Origin of the sequence: Rhodovulum bhavnagarense (assembly GCF_004343505.1) — a bacterium.
Taxonomy (GTDB): Bacteria; Pseudomonadota; Alphaproteobacteria; order Rhodobacterales; family Rhodobacteraceae; genus Rhodovulum; species Rhodovulum bhavnagarense.
On record NZ_SLXU01000029.1, the window covers coordinates 1 to 16,121 of the forward strand.

Consider the following 16,121-nt stretch of genomic DNA (forward strand, 5'->3'; position numbering starts at 1 on the left):
TATGGGCCAAAAATGCCGCGGGGTGGAGCAGCCCGGTAGCTCGTCAGGCTCATAACCTGAAGGTCGTAGGTTCAAATCCTACCCCCGCAACCAAATTTAACGAACAACGCGCAGAATCATAACCCGCACCCCCCTCGGGGTGCGCCGATATCAGCATCTGCACGATGTCCCCCTCGATCTCCACGATATGACCGCGCCGGTCCTCCGGGTGCGGATGCACCGATACCCGATCCACAAGCGTGTGCAGCGCGTCCGCCGCCCGGCCCACGATCTCCTCCTGCGACAGCGTCCGCACCAGCCCCGCCACATAGGCCTGCCAGCGCTGCGGCAGGTCGTCGGGCAGCGCCACGGGCTCGGGCGTCAGCCCGTCCAGCTTCGACCGCAGGCGCTTCAGCTCCTCGTTCAGCTCATTCACCTCGGCGATGGTCTCGTCGTCGATCAGACCCCGCTTCAGGGCCGTCATCAGGTTGCCCCGGGTTGTCTCCTTCTCCGAAATCAGCCGTTCATACAGGCGCTGTTCGTCGCTGGCGGCGCGGGACTGTTCCTTGAGGTGCTGGGCCACCTGCGTGCGGAACCGCTCATAGGCCCAGTCCTGCATCAGCTCGTGCTTGAGCCCGTTGATCACGGTCTCCTCGGCAAGGTTCTGCTTGATCCCGGTCATCCCCTTGCACACCGCCGGGCCCTTCTCCTTGGCGTTGGCGCAGTAGTAGCGCCGCGTCTTGCCGCTGCCGGCCACGGTGAGGTTGCCGCCGCACAGCCCGCAGCACAGGAGTCCAGACAGCAGGTATTTGCGGCGTCGCAGTCCCTGGCTGGCGGACAGCCGGTTCCGGTCTGTAGCGGGCGAGTCCTCGCTCTTGAGATGATAGGCCTTCTGCCGCTCCTTGACCGCGTTCCAGAGGTCGTCATCGAGGATGCGCAGATGCGGAACATCGAAGACCTGCCATTCCTCGGGGTCGTTCAGCCGCGACACTCGGCGCCGCGTGTCCGGGTCGCGGCGATAGGAGAGCCGGTTCCATACCCGTTTGCCGACATAAAGCTCGTTGTTCAGGATCCCGGTGCCGCGCTGTCGGTTGCCGTTCAGCGTGTTCTGCTTCCAGTGCCCTGAACCAGCGCCGCGCCCACGGGGGGCCGGGATGCCGTCCTCGTTCAGCCGTGCCGCGATCTTCAGCGGCGAGTGGCCCGCCGCGTAGTCGGTGAAGATGCGCCGGATGACGGCGGCCTCTTCCGGCACGACCTCCAACTCCCCCTTCAGGCGCAGCCCGTCAGGGCCTACAGGCACGCGATAGCCATAGGGAAGGCCGCCAGGATTCTTGCCTTTGCGCACCAGGCCCGCCTGGCCGCGGCGCGTCTTCTCGGCCAGGGCTTCCAGGAACATCGTGCCCATGATCCCCGAGAACGCCGTCTTGATGAAATCCATCTTGCCCTGGTCGAGCGTGTGGATCTCGATGCCGTGGTGCGCGGTGCGTTTCCACAGGTCAGCGATATCCACATTGTCGCGGCTGATCCGGTCCATGCTCTCGGCCAGCACCGTGTCGAACTTGCCGGCGCCGAGGTCGCCCACCAGCCGCTGAAACCCGGGGCGGTCCCGCACGGCGCTGGACAGTTCCCGGTCGGTGTATTCCTCGACCACTTCCCAGCCCTTCCGTCGGGCCAGCGTCCGGCACTGATAGACCTGGTCCTCGATCGACATCGGGTTCTGCTTGTCGGTGGAATAGCGCGCGTAGATCGCCGCGCGCGTCGGGGCTTGGGTCATCGCTTTCCCTGTGGTTCCGTGCCGCGGGATCGCCGCAGCCTCGCCTAGAGGGGTGCGGTGATCCGGCGCACATGTTTGCCCTAGAATCGTCAGGCTGCAACCGTACCGTGCAGGCGCTGCGACCAAAAGCCCGCAAGAATGGCCGCCAGCTCCCGCGCGGCTTGCTCTGCGATCAGGTCGATCAGTCGCTCCAGGGCCATCCGGGTCTCCTTCCGCTTTGGACGGTCGAAAACCGAAGCGCGAGAGACAGAGATGACCAAGGCGCCGAGACGCCGACACCAGGCAAACCGCACAGCGCGGAGGCATAAGGCGGGACAGATAGCAGCAGGCCCGCGTCGCACAAGCGGCGCGGGCCGGAGACAACAAAGGGCCACGAGGGGCTTGAGGAAGAACGGCCCTCTCAGGACATTCGCACCGCTTGTTCCGGATTGCCGCTCACAGCCCGGAGCGGACATCCGAATTAGCGGCAGCCTACAACTGCGCCTTGACAGGTCGAGCGGAAAGCAGTTCTTTGATGCTTGGTTTTCTGGCGGATGAGTTCAAGATATAATGATCATTTTTCAAACCTATAAAACCGCTGTCTTGTAAATATGTCAGTCGGTTATCACTAGAGGCAATCTACTCAGGGGGCATTATGCCGAAAATTGACGATATCCGCCAAGCAATGACTGAGAAAGATGAGCATGAGCAAGAGATACGCGACTGGGCTACCTGTGTTGCCCTCCATCTTGCTGATGGTTTTCGCGATTACGTTGGCTTGCCAAAAACGTATTCAAGTTTTGAAGGTCCAAGCAAGCCATATGTAGACTTCATTCAAGTAGACCCGGATAATGATGAGCTTACAGATGATGTAAATCATGCTGTTGAAGCAACAACAATATTTTATGATGGCAGCATACACTTTGGTCTAGGATTAACTCTTGACATCGCCGAAAATAAATTTCCGAAACGGCGCTTCACTTTCTATATTGTGTGCCAAAAAGAAGGCGATGAGTTAGCTGTAAGTATTAGTAAGCACCCTGTTGTACGCTGCGGGAAAGCCGACACGCTTTCAGGGTACGATATGCAACCCGCTTATGATGCTTTGTTTGAGATCATCATGAACCACCTTAATTCCCGTGTAGGCGATAATCGCTATCAGGAGCAAATCGGCTTTGGCTTCCGCCTCACACAGACACACAAAAACAAATCATGAAAAATCTGGTGCTTTGAGGGTAGAAGTTCCTCCATTCGGCATTCCACTAATTGCAAGCTAGGCGCCTAATAAACATCGAATTCGCATTCGCTTCATGCACACCGAACACGCGAAATAAATGCTGAAGGAATAGCGCCGACCGTCAGGTTTTGGCCAGAACGGCCTCGAACGGTAACGATTTCCGCCGGTTTTTCAAAGTGCACTTTGCTGCACATTGCTGACCTCTGCGCATGGCGCAGCGAATGACTGGTTTCCGCCCATCCTGCAAACCACTGTGATGCTGCACCTTGTGGGATAAGACACTTCAGGTGAAGCGCAAAGCTGCCGTGGGCGCGCCGCTCTGTTGCAGCAGAAGGGATGGATGCGGCGCGCCCGGGTGCGGCGGGGAGCTGGTCCGCGGCACCGTGCCGCGCCGGGGGGGATCGCGCCCCGTTGGAACCATTCATCATCGCATCACACCTCGAACCCGCGGGTGCGGCCGATATCGCGCTCGGCGGCCAGCAGGTCGGCGACGCGGTGGGAGGCGTTCAGGGCCTCGCGCAGCAGGCGCATCGCGTGGTCGAGGGACCGGGCGGCGGTGTCGTCCGGGTCGAAGCGGTCGAGATCGCGCAGCAGGGTCTCGCAGGTATTGCGGAACTCGTCGTCGAGCGCCTTGCGCCGGGCAACACGGTCGGCCAGCCGTTCCAGGCGGGGCTGGAGCGGCTTGAAGAGGTCGTAGGGCAGGCCGCGCAGGACCTCGATGGCCGCGCGGGCGTTGGTCAGGGCATCGGCGGCGATATCCTCGATGCGGTCGAAATCGGTGCGATAGCCTTCGCCGTGGATGTGGATGACGCGGTGGGTGTTGCCGTTGGGGATGGATGTCGGGGTCTGAAGCATGGGGGTTTCCTTGGATTTAGGGGGTGAGCGCGGGACCCGCCCTCCGTGTCGAGAGGGCGGGCCCCGCGCTCAGTGCAGGCGGGCTTTCGTGCGGCCGGCTGGGAGGCTGGCAGGGAGCGTGATCGCCAAACGTCCGTCGCCGTCAGGGATGGAGACCTCGACCTTGCGGGACCGGACCAACCCCGTGCCCCAGATGTGGAAGATCGCGCGCAGGCCCCGGCGGATGGTCTTGAGCTTGTCCAGCGCCGGGTCCGTCAGGCGCCCGATGACAGGCGACGGAAACGGCATGCCTGCGGCCTCCGGGTCGGGCAGCGTGTAGGACAGCGGATGCTCGAAGAACCGGGCCAGCCGGTCGTGGCCGATCTGCACCGGGGTGCCGTCGGCCACGGCCTGACGCTCGTCCCCGGTCAGGACCGCCCCCTTTTCGGCATCCGCGCTGCCGAGGAAGACCAGCCGGCCGCGCGCCGTCTCCAGGATATCGACGACGACACGCGGTTCGCGCATCCGCTCGGGCACCGGGAAGCCGGCCGGGAAGTTTGGCGCATACCAGAGCACATCGCCGATCTGCAGGCTGTCGCGCCAATGGGTGTGCTGTTCGATGGGGGTGGATTGGGGGGCTGACATCTCAGGCGCTCCTCTGGCTGGGGATGGATCGGGCCGGCAGGTGGTGTGGGATGGCTGGCGCGGTGCGGTGCCGGCGGGCCGTATCGCGGTCTCGGCGGCGTTCGGCGGCGATGTCGCGCTCGGCATGGAGGCGGGCACGCACGGCGTTCATCCGCTCGAACGAGGCGCCCGAAAGCCGGCCCAGCACCGGCGCGGTGCCGTGGCGGGCCGGGAAGATGCCGGTATTGCCGACCGAGATGAGCAGCCGCTTGTCGGCGAGGAACCGGATCGGGTGCCAGAGGCCGGCCCGGACGAGTTCCGCGCCGTCGGCGATGTCGATGGCATAGCCGCGTTGGCGGGTGTCCGGGCGCGGGACGCCCGGGGCGATCAGGGCGACCCGGCGCCCGCCGAGGGTCTCGATATCGAGCACCAGGCATGGCAGCGGCGGCGCGTCCGGCTCGGGGCGGTCGGGAGACAGGGGAAAGCGGCAGGACAGGACGGTGCCGTGGGAAAGGGCAGCGCTCCAGTCCGGTGCGGGCGGTCTGGATCGGGTTTGGTCGAGCATCAGGCAACTCCTTGATGGGATGAGAGGACCGCCGCACGCCTGTGTTTCCGGGACCGGCCCGGCGCACAGCGCGCGCGACAGCCCGGCTGCGCGCGCTGTGCGCTGGGTCCGGTCGCCCGTCCCTGTTCCCCCGGGGCCTGCGCGACCTGGCGGGGGTGTCCAGAGGGGGCGGCCCCCTTGGCCCGGCGCGGGCAGCGCGAGCCGGTGGGGGTTCGGGGGAGGTGTGCGGAACGGCCTCCCCCGGGAGCCTGGGGGTCTTGGGGGCGTGCGGAACGGGCCCCAAGCCGTCGGAGACGCCAGGGGTGTCCAGAGGGGGTGGCGAACCGTCCCTCGGCCCGCCGGGAGGCGCCGGGGTGCAGGAACGGCGCGTGCCCCTGCCGCCCTCCGCGCAGGAGCCCCCGGAGGGCGGGGTCCCGGGGCAGCGCCCCGGGCGAACGACAGCTCGAACGGACGCGCCGCCAGGCGCGGGAGTGCGAGCTGATTAGTGAGTAATCACGCCTCCACCCCCGCACATCTTTCTGCAGCAAGATCGTTACGCCGCCGCGGGCAATCGACCGATCTCCTTCCTGCCCTGACGGAAGGAGGTCCTTGATGGCGGAAGACACGCGCGATGCATTCCCGGTGGTGCTGAGGTTCGAAGGCCTGCACCCCGAGGACCTGGGCGGCTACGAGGCCCACCGCCTGCGCAAGGGTGGCGATCTCGGCCATGTGGATCGGACGCGGTCGCAGCTCAATCGCCGGCTCATCGGGGAGGCAGACTGGGCCGAGCAGGCCCTGGCCGAGATCGCCGAGATGCGGGCGGAGAACTTCGCCGAGGAGCTGGAGGCGCTGGAACGGCGCAAGCGCCGCAAGGATCTGCGCCGCCGCCTGGCCGAAGGGCCCAAGGATCCCTGGCGGGCATCCCGGCACGGCCCCCTGCGCGAGGTGATCCTGACGGCCAATCGGGAGTGGTTCGAGGGCGACCTGTCCGAGTTCCTGGGCGAAAGCGACCGCAACCCGCGCGAGGTGGCGTTCGAGGAGCGGGCCGTGGCCTGGCTCAAGCAACATTTCGACGACGATGTCATCCATGCGCGCGCCGATCTCGACGAGCAGGCCTATCACATCCACGCCGTGATCATGCCGCGTGCGACGGTAGAGATCAAAGGCGCCACGCGGCGGATGTTGCAGCCCTCGATCCACCCGATGATCAAGGATTACGAGGCGGCCCAGGACAGCGTGGGCGCATGGTTCGCCGAGATCGGCCTGACCCGTGGCGAACGCCGGGCCCAGGCCATCCGCAATGCGCTGGCCTCGGGACAGGAGCCGCCAAAGCAGCCGCGCCATGTCCGCCCGGCCGAATGGCGTCGGCAAGAGGAGCTGCGCCTCGCCAGGAAGGCGGCCGAGGTCGAAGAGAGGCGCCGCAAGGTTGCGGCCCGCGAGGACGAGGCGCAGGCGGTGATCGACTATGCCGATGCCGTCGCCGCAGGGCGGATGAACGAAGACGGGCGCGAGGTTGCGCCCGAGCCCGTAAAGGATGCGCCGCCCGCGCCCCCGGTCTTCCCGCCCGATCGCAAGGCCTCAGGCGGGTTCCAGCGCGCACGCAAGGCGTTTCGCATGGCGTTGCGCCGGCTCACGGCTCGGGCCGAGGCCGACGCCCGCAGACGGGCGGAGGCCGAGTTCGCCGAGGCGCTGGACAGTGTCCATCAGGCGCGCGAGGCGATCGCTAAGGCGGCCCAGACCCTGCCGCAGGAGATGCGCGCGCGCATCGCGCAGGCGCTGAAGATCGCGGCCGCCCGGACCATGCGCGCCGAGCGCAGTGCCCCCGGCCGGGACGGACGCGATCCCGGGCGAAATCTTTCCGGTGAAAGGGGGCGCCGGTAGTGCGGGCGCCCTGGATGGAAAAATGAATCTAATGAAAACAGGTGGTTGTGAGAAAGTTCCTCAAAAGTTCTTCGGCGCGTTTTGGGGGCGGCGCGAAGAGAAAAATATGTTGGCCAGCCTGAAGGCGCCGGATGATCCGACCGCCGGGCCCAACCGCCAACACTAGACGAAAGGTGTTCTTATGACTGACATCTCCATCCCCACCGGCAAGACCCGCCGCAACGCCACCAGCATCGACCAGCTGATGAACGACAGCATGCAGCGCGCCGTTACGCGCATCGTCGCGGCCGCGGATCGCGAGTCGCGCAAGCTCAGCAAGAAGGAGCGCGAACGGCGCGAAGCCGTCGCCGAAACCATCGACGAGTGGCTCCAGTTCCTGGATGAGACCGGGGACGAGGAGACCCTGAAGGCGTTCTTCATCCAGATCGAACTTCTGGCCAGCGCCAAGAACCGCCGCCGCATCGCCGGCCACCCGCTGCGCCCGCAGGAGGGCGTCGAAGACGTGGTCGCGAAAGAACTGGACCGCCGCGCGGCCGAACGCGACTGCGCACAGCGCGAGAAAGAGGCCGCGGCCAAGGCCACCAATGCCGCCGCCAAGACCGACGAAACCGCCGCGGCCGAGTAACCCCGCCTTCCCCGCGCGCCCCGGCGCGCGGCCGGTGCAGGCGGTGCCCGCCGTGATCGAGGCCCGCCATCCCCGCGCGCCCCGGCGCGCGGGGTCAATCCCGCCGCGACGATCCGGCGGGGCGTTGCGCCAAGGCTGACACGCAATCAACCGTCGTGCCTCGCCCTGGAAAAGTATCGCGGATTCAGGGTGTTGCTAGATGTGGCCTGTCTCCGACGGTGTGCCGCCAACGATAGCCCAGCAGTTCGCTGTTCAACAGCGGCTATTCCGCGCCCAATGTGGTCCGGGCAAAGGGCATCAGCCGATAGCCGCTGGCAGGCGGGGTGCCGTAAACTGTCTCGAACGCAAGCGCCGTGTGCGCGTGCCATGGGGGTCTCCTTGGATGTGAGGTGTCAGGCCAGGGGGCCGGTAGTGGTGTAGTGCAGGACGACGGTGATCACCGCCGCCTTCAATGCCGCCGCGCCCTCAACGGGCAGATCGACCGAGGCCGGGGCTTCCGGTTCGACCCAGTCGCAAAGGCCACCTAGCGTTCGGTCGGCTTCCAGCGCCGCGCCGATGGCAGCGATCAGAGTGTCGAAAGCGCTGGCCCGGCCGGTGCCCGCCTGGACGACGACTTCCAGTTCGGCCCGGTGCTGGTAGTGATAGCGCAGGGGCGATAGCGTCACTTCCGGCTCGCCCGGCTGGCCGTCCCGCAGGATGATCAGCCCGGCCGCCGGAATCCGCTCGGGCAGCACCTCGTCACGCAGGGTGAGGGCGGCAAGCGGCTGCAGCCGCGCGTGCAGCGCGGCGAGGACGGTTTCGCGGGTGGTGGGCATGGGTGCACCAATGTTGCGGGTAGCCTGAAGCGCGGTCTGGGCCATTCAACCGCTGTGTTCTTGAATAGGTAATGCGTTTGCCTTACCTTGTGCCTGCGAGGTGAAGGAGAATCACATGCTGGCTGAACTCAAGGTCGAGTCCACGCTGACAGACAAGTACCAGACCACGATGCCCGGCGTCGTGCGCAAGGCGCTGGGCCTGGAAAAGCGTGATCGCATCTCCTACACCATCCTGCCGGATGGCGATGTCCTGCTTCGCCGCGCCGCGGATACCGCGGACGACCCTGCAATCGGCGCATTTCTGGCGTTTCTGGCGCAGGATATCCGCCGGAATCCCGGCCATGTCCGTGGACTTGACGCGCCGCTGCGCGCCAAGCTGGCTGAGCTCGTTGATGGTGTCGACGTGGACCTTGATGCGGCGCTGTCGCCCGAAGATGAATGACGGACGACTCCAACGTGCCGTTGGTGGTGAACGGCTGGACCCTGTTCGCGCACCCGTTGTTTCTTGATCAGGTGGCGGAGCTTGCCGCAAAGGTTGCGGCGCTGAAGGCTGCAAACCCGGCTGGCTATCGCAGCAGGAACGCAACCAAGCGCCTTGCTGCGATCAACAAGCTGATCTTCGAGGAAATCCCGTCCGACCCGGCCGACCCGAAGTTCCGGCAGGGCAATACGCTTGGCGACGAGCACCGGCACTGGTTCCGGGCAAAGTTCTTTCAGCAGTACCGGCTTTTCTTCCGCTTTCACGCCGAAAGCCGCATCATAATCTTCGCCTGGGTGAACGACGACACCACGCTGCGCGCCTATGACAGCCGCACGGATGCCTATCGGGTGTTCAAGGGCATGCTGGAAGACGGCAATCCGCCCGACGATTGGAAAGCACTGCTCGCCAGCGTTCAGTCAGCCTCCGGACAGCTTGCCGCGTTGATCGAGCATAAGTGACGCCGCATCCCAAGTCGAAGAATTGCCGACGTGGCTAAGCGCTGAAGGTACTGAAGCTAGTCCGAAGAAATCACGTCCCACATTGCCAGCATTTCGCGCATCACACGTTTGTCCGCATCGGACACGACGTAATCATCGTAGAATTGCTGCCCATTGAAGCGCACCACAGCGCGGTCGGCTTCGGCTATTCGGCGTGCAAGTGCCACGGCCGCATCGCCGCGCAAGCTCGCGAATTCCCAGATCTCGGTGTCGTTGTCGCGGAACCACTGACCGACCGGCACCCGGGTTGTTTCCCCGTCGATATTGATCGATGCGCTTTGGACGAACAGCCAACCACTGCGAGAGGTGTAGTTGAAGAACAGTTCCATGGTCTGCTGACCGCTGCCGGATTCAATCAGATAAAGCGTCACATAATTGCGGATATCCTGGTAGCGCGGTGACGACGGATGTCGTGCCCAAGAGGATCCGTCGAACTCGGCGGTTGTCCGGACCAAGCGCCCCTCCAGCGCTCTGGCGGTTCTTTGCAACTGCTCACGTTCGGCTTCGATGGCTTGCTCGTAACGCGCAACTCTGTCTCGGTAGGTCTGGTCTTCTGGATCGATCCTTGCCAGGGCCTGATAGGCGACCAAGTTTCGCTCAGCCTGAGCGGCGGGAATGGGCCGGACGTAAGCCGTGACGGCCGCCTCAAGCGCGTCACGCTCAGGACTTGGGGATGGGGCAAACGTCTGATCCGCCGCGATCTCGCGCACGACCGCGTCGATGTCTGCCCCATCTGCCCGAAGCCGGGTTAGGTAGTCTGCAAGCCGGGTATCGGCCTCAGGCAAGTCTGCAGGTGATGCAGGCGCCTCTGTCGCGAGCGTCGGGTCGCCCTCGTTAGCCTGAGCGGCGGCGCGTTCGCGAGCCGTTTCTAGGTTCGCTCCTTCAATTGCCTCGGCAAAAGCGAGGCACAGTTCGACTTCTCTCGTCCACTCAGGGTTCTGCAGCGCGCCCCAAGCAATCATGGATGCGGCAGCGTCCATATAGGCTTCAGCATCTCGAGCAAGGAACGCGTCGCGGCACTCTGAACGGGCGGCGTCGACATCTTCTTGAGAGGGATTTGCGCTGACAGGAAACGCGAGAAGCGCCATCGCAGGCAGTGAAAGCATGAACTTGCGCATCGCAGTAGTGACTCTTCCTTTACCGGTCCGTCGTCAGGCTAGCGATGCAGATTTCAACCATCAAGCGAGCATGGCAGTTCCGGCATAAGTCCCTGTCCGAATTTGTCACCCATCCCGCCATAGTGCATCCCTCGGCCGGAATCAGGCCCGGATCAGTGTTCCCGGCCGCCTTTCGGGAGGGGCAGGTTGGCTAGTCGTCGCGGCAGGTCAACGCGGCCGTGCAGGAAATCGATGATGATCACCTGCTCGACGTCCTCGACGAACACCACGAAATGCTGGCCTGCCCGCGCAAAGCGCAGGTCCTCGGGCAGGTTGGGGTCGATCAGCTGGCGGCAGGTTTGGGAAAGGGCTGTTCCTTCGGCGATCCCTCGACAGGTTGCGATCAGGTCGTCCTCATATGCGGCGGCCTGTCGCGGCCCGAAGGTTTCGATGGTCCAGCGCGCGATGTCGATCAGCGCGGCTTCTGCCGGCCTGGTCAGGCGCCAGGGTTTTGGCATCAGGACCTGGCACGCGCCGTGGCAAAAGCCCGACGGATGGCTTCCTCACCACTTCCCTCGGCCAGATCCCCGCGCCGGGCTTCTTCCAGACCGGTTGTCAGGCGAGCACGCAGATCGATCATCTCCGCCTCTTCCCGTTCGAGGAGGCGAAGCCCGGCTCGCAAGGCCTCGGACGCGTTCTGATACCGGCCGGTCGAAACCAGACGGTCGACGAGGTCGGATTGCGCTTCTGTCAGGACGACGTTCCGGGTGGCCATGGGGGTCTCCGTGAGTATCATTGGCAATATATGCCAATCTGGCGGGCGTGTCGACGGTCCATTTCAGAACCTGCTCTCCACCCACCCGGCCACGATCCGCCCCGGCACGCCGCCTTCCCCGCGCGCCCCGGCGCGCGGGGTCAATACCGCCGCGATGATCCGGCGGGGTGTTGCGCCAGTGCTGACACGCAATAAATCATCGTGCCGCATCCGAGAAAATCCTTCCGGTCTCAGTGTGTTGCTGCATTTGGCCTGTCTTCGACTGTGTGCCGCCAACGAAAACCGGAAAAGTTCGACAAAGTCCAACTCCAGCCCCCGCAACCAAAATCCTTCGCGTTTCCGACACCCGTGGAAGCACTGTGGAAGCAAGAGGGAACGAAGTCCTTCATATCGCTGCGTAAATCGGGCTGCCTTTCGCCGGCAGGCCTCATCGCAGTCCTCGATGCGCCGCGGCGTCGGTGCTTTCTGACCGTCAGCGCGTTTCTGCCTGGATCTGCAACTCCAACTCGTGGGCTTCTGACACGCCGAGGCTGACGAGGCGGCCAAGGATCGCGTCAATCCGACTGCGCGACGGGTGAACCTTACGATACAGTGAAGGATCCTCGGCCGCCGCTGCTTCGAACCACTCAGCGATCTTTCGACCAATTCCGAGCTCATTCCACATTGCACGGTCGCCATTCGTTACTTCGAGCCACGTCTCGACTGCGAACAGGAGGAAGTCGAGATGCCGCGCGGTTGGCGCGACGTTCAAGGTGTTCATCGTGCAGAGCGCGATGAACGCTGTCGGGCCGCCCCGCATCATGGGGCGCACCGCTTGAAGAAGCGGATCAACCCGATCAAACACGGCAGGAACGAGATAGCTCTTGGTGCCGGAGAAGGAATTGTGGAGGTTCATCAGCAGCATGCCGATTGTCGGACCGGTTTCGATGTCGATCCCGAAGTCTCCTCGGCGACGGTCCCAAGACCAACGGTTCAGCGCGAGCGTCCTCGTTACCAGCCGCTGCCGCAAAGCGAACGCGCGATCTGATGGCCGGTTCGGCTCGTTGAAGTAACGGACATCGGCGGCGTGAATGAGCGTTTCGGCCACATCGCAGAAGGACCGATCGGGCAGCTCAATGATCAGCTGCAGGATCCACTCGAAACGATCCTGCGCGGCGTCCATCAAAGCTGACGTCACCAATGAGTAGAATTGATGATTCCATGCGTCGGGCGTCTGGTTGACCTCGGCATCAGCAGAATAGCCATGACCGTTCAACCGCGCGGACCAAAGCGCATAGGCATCAACAATCTCCTCATACCAGCTTGGAAGAGCGTCACCTTCGCCTCTGAGCAGACTGACCCACCTTGCGAGTCCTTGATTGTCGACGCGAATTACGGCTTCCTTGGAGCTGCGCCTGAAAGCGTCATCATCACGCTTGAGCTCGACGCGTGAGCCGTTCGGTGAGAAGATCGCACGCGGCTGGCGCGAGAACGACGGCGTCTTTTCGGGGAGGTCTGGCCAGTTCGGCTCGGGCCCGCCATCGAGCCAGGCGATCTCCGCAGCAACCGCGTCGGCGTCCTGTCCCGATTTCTCCTTCTCGTAAGCCTCTCTCGTAGACTCGTCCTCGTCATGGGGATGCCAACGCCAGCGACACGAGGTGAAAGCGATACGCACCGCGGCCTTGATCAGTTGCGGGTTGACCTCGTGGATGCTCTCACGCGCTGCGGTGATCGCAATTGCGGCGGCGTGATCTTGCCGAGCGACTGTGCGAAGCAGGTGGTTACGATCCGAGACAAGCTGCCTCCGCCGCCAAAGATGGATGAGGGCGCATATGCCCTGCGCTGGCCGGTGGAAGTCCAGCCGTTCGTTCGAGCCGTAGTGGTCGACCTTTTCCGCCAAGGCTGCGGCAATCACGGTTCGAACCCAGTCCTCATGCTCGTCAAGGAGGGCATCGTCGCCGTCCCTCGCAACAAGCATGGCCGTCGAAATCAAGCGCGTCGATCGCGACTTGAGATAATCTGTATCGCTGTAGTCGGGTAGATCGCCGGCAGCATATTCGAGGGCCTCGCGTGCCAAATCCGGCGAGCCTTTCGCTGGATCGCTGATTGCAAGCTGAATTCTCACCTCAATAGTGCTGGAACGCTCATGGGCCTGTCGCTGGGCCTCTAGGCGCTCAAGATGCTCGGCTTCAGCAGGTGGCGACCTGTAAGCGAAGCCGCCCTCGACCTCCACCCAGTTCGTCCGGTCGAGCATATTGAGTGCATAGGATCCCATGAAAGCGGGATCGCCGAAATTCGCTTCGTCGCTATACGAGCCGGCTTTTTCGACTGCCTCAGCCAACAAGGAGCGCACCTTCTGCCCGGAGTCATCCTCGCCGATGTAATAGGGGATAAGGCGCTCGAGCGAGATGGAGCGCGATTGGCGCTTTGCGAGATCGGCAAGCATGACGCGGCCTTTGGGCTCCTTCTGCAACATCAGCGCGCCGCCAAGCCTCTCCAACGTCAAGCGAGTGCGATCATTGGCAAGCAGGTCGGGGTTAGCCACAAACGGGACGAGCGCATCGCGCGTCGCCGGCCAATGCGATAGCAGCACGTCGAGCGCAATCAACACATAAGCGGCACAGCTACCTTCCGGTCCGAGGATGTCCTTGAGTACCGCGTCGACATCTTCGCCCCTGTCGAGGCGCTCTTGTGACCACGCTTCGAGCGCCATTAGGCCAGAAGACGCAGCGTATTCCCGAGCTTGGCTGGAACGTGACCAGTAATAGGTCTGCACCCATGGAAAGAAGCGTGGCTTCCCGTCGAAGACGAGCGTAAAGCCGTCCGTTCCCGCCTTCACGCCATCCGCGCGGTGCGCGACCGCCGCGTCAACGAGTCTTCGGATTAGGCCGAGTCCGATCTCGGGGTCTGCATTGAGCAAGTCGAGAAAAGGAGGCTGCGCTGGCGACACCGGCATGTAGTCGGTATCCGCAAAGCCGAACGCGCCGTGCACCGAATCCCGTCGTGATCGGCCTCGACGTGGCTGTTCAATAAGACTGGACGTGATAAGCGCCGCAAGCTCGTTCGGCGCGACGCTGGCCAAGGCCTTGCTGAACGGCCGCATTGCCTTGACCTTGTAGTGAGCGTTCTCTTTCGCGCTCGCGGTCAAATAGGCCTTCGTGTCTTCCGGCGCGTGTGACGCCAGAAGAAGCGCCATGGTTCGAAGATCCTCAATCATCGTCTTGCGCGACTGGCGTTCTAACCGTGGCGCATCTGCGGCACCCGGGATCGTGATGTTGGTGTCACGCAAGTCGAGCTGGATGAGCCAGCCGAAGAGCATCTTCGCCGCTGCCCGTCCGAGTTCGCGGAGGCTCATAATCGTGAGGAACTGAACTTCAGCGAGCTTCACGATGGCAGCGATTGCCTGGATTGGGATATCGTCGGCATTCACAGCGCACCACATTAGAACCGTCGGCGCCGATAGCGTCGTGGCGATGCGTAAAGAGCCCGGTGCTTCGACAGGAAGCTCAGCGCCCGTCGCGACGATCTCCTTGAAGGCGGATGCGGCCGAGATCGTTTCGGTCGCGACGATGGCAGTACAGATCTCGACGAGCAACGCGCCCCCATCGGCAAGCAATGCAGCGCGGCAGCGGCTCAGAAGCCGCGACGACAGCTCGGATCGCACGATCGCCATGAGCGCTTGGCGGCGCCAAGCATCATGGGCGCCTGGTCGCGAGAGGGCGCCAAGGAGGGCCGTCCAGTTCGAGCCATCCTGTCCCTGTTCGAGCGCGAAGCGACCGGCAAATTCGATACCACGCGCTACCCGCGGGGATGGTGGGACGGAAAGATCGACGCCGTCGAGCAACGTCAAATCTTCGTTGAGGCGCGCGCCGATCGCCCAGTCGCGCAGCACGTCATGATAGAAGCTGAGACGGTCGCGCCTCGGTTCGGACAGCGTCAGGCGACGCAGTAGATGAGCTCGTGCCGGTGTGTCCGTCGACGCCTCGACCAGGTCCTGTCCTGCCAGTGCCGCTTCTGCTAACTCGGCCAAGAGCCGTTGCGACGGGCGGACATCATCTGGCTTTGCGCCGTCGGCACTCTTCCACCAACGGTCGGCGAGTGCCGCTTCAGTTCGAATGTCGGCCGAGCTCGGGACCTTGAGCAATTGGGCCAACCGATAGAGATTGCGCGCAATGCTAGCAGCCGGATGATCCCGTGACAGCAGTGTGCGGAGTTCCGGGGCGGCAGTGCTCAGAGCTTCGACCTCGTCGTCGTTCAGCTCGTCTACGACCACTTGGCAAGGCGTACCCAACTTCGCGAGCGCGTCTTGGGCGACCCAGTCAGTGTCTTCGACGCCGACATCGGGCCGCCTGGACACGACTACTGAGAAGCTTGGGACATCCGCAATCTCGCGCAGCAAGTCATTCACCGTGCGGCGGCGCTCGACGGACGTGAACATCTCGAGGCCGTCGATGAACAAGATCCCGCCGCCACTTGCCGCGAGGTCCCACAAGAAACTCTTAGCGGTCCCACGCATATCGAGACGTTGCGCAAGCGCTGACCATCCCCCGTCTGGCGTGCCTACGGGATCAAGGACGATGACATGGCCCTCGCGGCCTATCCGCTCCGCAAGATGTCTCAAGACCCACGATTTGCCCACGCCTGGTTTGCCGGTGATCTCGATGAAGCGATGCTTGTTGCGCGCTGTCTCAAGATCAGCAAGCGCACCGAGGCGGGGGAGATTGACGCCGCCAACTGTGGTCCCGATCTCCGAAAGCGCATGGCGCGACATTTCCGCCAGTTTGGCACGGGAGAGCGCGAAATTCTGACCGCCTGCAAGGTGGAAGCCGCGCGAAGTCAGTCTCTCGATGAGCGCTTGGCGCGTGATCGAGCCTCCCGCCTTACCCGTCTCGATGACGATTTCGATGTAAGCGTCGTCTGACGGTCACCCGGCTTTCAGCTTGACGGCCGGAAATTCCACGGGAGCAGTTCGTCGAGCCGGCTTTGGGGATGGCCGTTCG

General features: G+C 63.6%; 17 protein-coding genes, 1 tRNA gene and 1 pseudogene. 8 read left to right on the plus strand and 11 right to left on the minus strand.

The window, feature by feature from the left end:
* Positions 1 to 16 precede the first annotated feature (16 nt).
* Positions 17 to 93 (plus strand) — tRNA-Met (locus EV663_RS15065).
* Here EV663_RS15065 and EV663_RS15070 read toward each other — a convergent pair.
* Positions 50 to 1,753 (minus strand): recombinase family protein, encoded by a 1,704-nt coding sequence (locus EV663_RS15070; protein WP_132953334.1) that lies wholly within the window; start codon positions 1,751 to 1,753, stop codon positions 50 to 52. The two genes, EV663_RS15065 and EV663_RS15070, sit on opposite strands and share 44 nt — an antisense overlap.
* Before the next feature lie 634 nt (positions 1,754 to 2,387).
* Between EV663_RS15070 and EV663_RS15075 the strand changes: the two genes are divergently transcribed.
* Positions 2,388 to 2,948 (plus strand): hypothetical protein, encoded by a 561-nt coding sequence (locus tag EV663_RS15075; protein WP_132953308.1) that lies wholly within the window; start codon positions 2,388 to 2,390, stop codon positions 2,946 to 2,948.
* Positions 2,949 to 3,401: 453 nt separating this feature from the next.
* Here EV663_RS15075 and EV663_RS15080 read toward each other — a convergent pair whose 3' ends face one another.
* From EV663_RS15080 to EV663_RS15090, 3 genes are all read right to left on the minus strand, one after another.
* Positions 3,402 to 3,824 (minus strand): hypothetical protein, encoded by a 423-nt coding sequence (locus EV663_RS15080; protein WP_132953310.1) that lies wholly within the window; start codon positions 3,822 to 3,824, stop codon positions 3,402 to 3,404.
* 69 nt (positions 3,825 to 3,893) lie between these two features.
* A complete protein-coding gene (locus EV663_RS15085) occupies positions 3,894 to 4,448 on the minus strand; it encodes a hypothetical protein (RefSeq protein WP_132953312.1) in 555 nt (184 codons plus the stop codon).
* 1 nt (position 4,449) lies between these two features.
* A complete protein-coding gene (locus EV663_RS15090) occupies positions 4,450 to 4,992 on the minus strand; it encodes a hypothetical protein (RefSeq protein WP_132953314.1) in 543 nt (180 codons plus the stop codon).
* 591 nt (positions 4,993 to 5,583) lie between these two features.
* On the opposite strand from EV663_RS15090, the gene EV663_RS15095 reads away from it, so the two are divergent.
* From EV663_RS15095 to EV663_RS15100, 3 genes are read left to right on the plus strand one after another with little or no spacing between them, the layout of a single operon-like run.
* Positions 5,584 to 6,852 (plus strand): plasmid recombination protein, encoded by a 1,269-nt coding sequence (locus tag EV663_RS15095; RefSeq protein ID WP_132953316.1) that lies wholly within the window; start codon positions 5,584 to 5,586, stop codon positions 6,850 to 6,852.
* A gap of 22 nt (positions 6,853 to 6,874) precedes the next feature.
* Positions 6,875 to 7,018, plus strand: a complete 144-nt coding sequence (locus EV663_RS15690; protein ID WP_165910221.1) for a hypothetical protein — start codon at positions 6,875 to 6,877, stop codon at positions 7,016 to 7,018.
* A gap of 15 nt (positions 7,019 to 7,033) precedes the next feature.
* On the plus strand, positions 7,034 to 7,477 hold the full coding sequence (locus EV663_RS15100) for a hypothetical protein (RefSeq protein WP_132953318.1): 444 nt from the start codon (positions 7,034 to 7,036) through the stop codon (positions 7,475 to 7,477).
* A 265-nt stretch (positions 7,478 to 7,742) separates the two neighbouring features.
* On the opposite strand, the pseudogene EV663_RS16085 reads toward EV663_RS15100, so the two are convergent.
* Both EV663_RS16085 and EV663_RS15105 read right to left on the minus strand, forming a co-directional pair.
* Positions 7,743 to 7,838 (minus strand): annotated as a pseudogene (locus tag EV663_RS16085) (phage tail tube protein); the annotation flags it as partial.
* A 31-nt stretch (positions 7,839 to 7,869) separates the two neighbouring features.
* Complete coding sequence (locus EV663_RS15105; RefSeq protein WP_132953336.1) at positions 7,870 to 8,292, minus strand: acyl-CoA transferase; 423 nt, start codon at positions 8,290 to 8,292, stop codon at positions 7,870 to 7,872.
* A gap of 115 nt (positions 8,293 to 8,407) precedes the next feature.
* Between EV663_RS15105 and EV663_RS15110 the strand changes: the two genes are divergently transcribed.
* Together EV663_RS15110 and EV663_RS15115 are read left to right on the plus strand one after the other, a co-directional pair.
* Positions 8,408 to 8,734 (plus strand): type II toxin-antitoxin system PrlF family antitoxin, encoded by a 327-nt coding sequence (locus EV663_RS15110; RefSeq protein WP_132953320.1) that lies wholly within the window; start codon positions 8,408 to 8,410, stop codon positions 8,732 to 8,734.
* Complete coding sequence (locus EV663_RS15115; RefSeq protein ID WP_132953322.1) at positions 8,731 to 9,231, plus strand: type II toxin-antitoxin system YhaV family toxin; 501 nt, start codon at positions 8,731 to 8,733, stop codon at positions 9,229 to 9,231. Before EV663_RS15110 ends, EV663_RS15115 begins: the two co-directional genes overlap by 4 nt.
* Before the next feature lie 56 nt (positions 9,232 to 9,287).
* On the opposite strand, the gene EV663_RS15120 is transcribed toward EV663_RS15115, so the two are convergent.
* From EV663_RS15120 to EV663_RS15135, 5 genes are all read right to left on the minus strand, one after another.
* A complete protein-coding gene (locus EV663_RS15120) occupies positions 9,288 to 10,388 on the minus strand; it encodes a hypothetical protein (protein ID WP_132953324.1) in 1,101 nt (366 codons plus the stop codon).
* A gap of 152 nt (positions 10,389 to 10,540) precedes the next feature.
* A complete protein-coding gene (locus EV663_RS15125; RefSeq protein ID WP_132953326.1) occupies positions 10,541 to 10,885 on the minus strand; it encodes a type II toxin-antitoxin system RelE/ParE family toxin in 345 nt (114 codons plus the stop codon).
* The gene (locus EV663_RS15130; RefSeq protein ID WP_132953328.1) at positions 10,885 to 11,142 is read right to left on the minus strand and encodes a type II toxin-antitoxin system ParD family antitoxin; all 258 of its coding nucleotides are present in this window, start codon (positions 11,140 to 11,142) and stop codon (positions 10,885 to 10,887) included. Before EV663_RS15130 ends, EV663_RS15125 begins: the two co-directional genes overlap by 1 nt.
* 63 nt (positions 11,143 to 11,205) lie before the next feature.
* A complete protein-coding gene (locus EV663_RS15695; protein WP_165910222.1) occupies positions 11,206 to 11,352 on the minus strand; it encodes a hypothetical protein in 147 nt (48 codons plus the stop codon).
* Between the two features lie 262 nt (positions 11,353 to 11,614).
* Positions 11,615 to 15,580 (minus strand): hypothetical protein, encoded by a 3,966-nt coding sequence (locus EV663_RS15135; RefSeq protein ID WP_132953330.1) that lies wholly within the window; start codon positions 15,578 to 15,580, stop codon positions 11,615 to 11,617.
* Positions 15,581 to 15,703: 123 nt separating this feature from the next.
* Between EV663_RS15135 and EV663_RS15140 the strand changes: the two genes are divergently transcribed.
* A complete protein-coding gene (locus tag EV663_RS15140; protein WP_132953332.1) occupies positions 15,704 to 16,042 on the plus strand; it encodes a hypothetical protein in 339 nt (112 codons plus the stop codon).
* Positions 16,043 to 16,121: the final 79 nt, after the last annotated feature.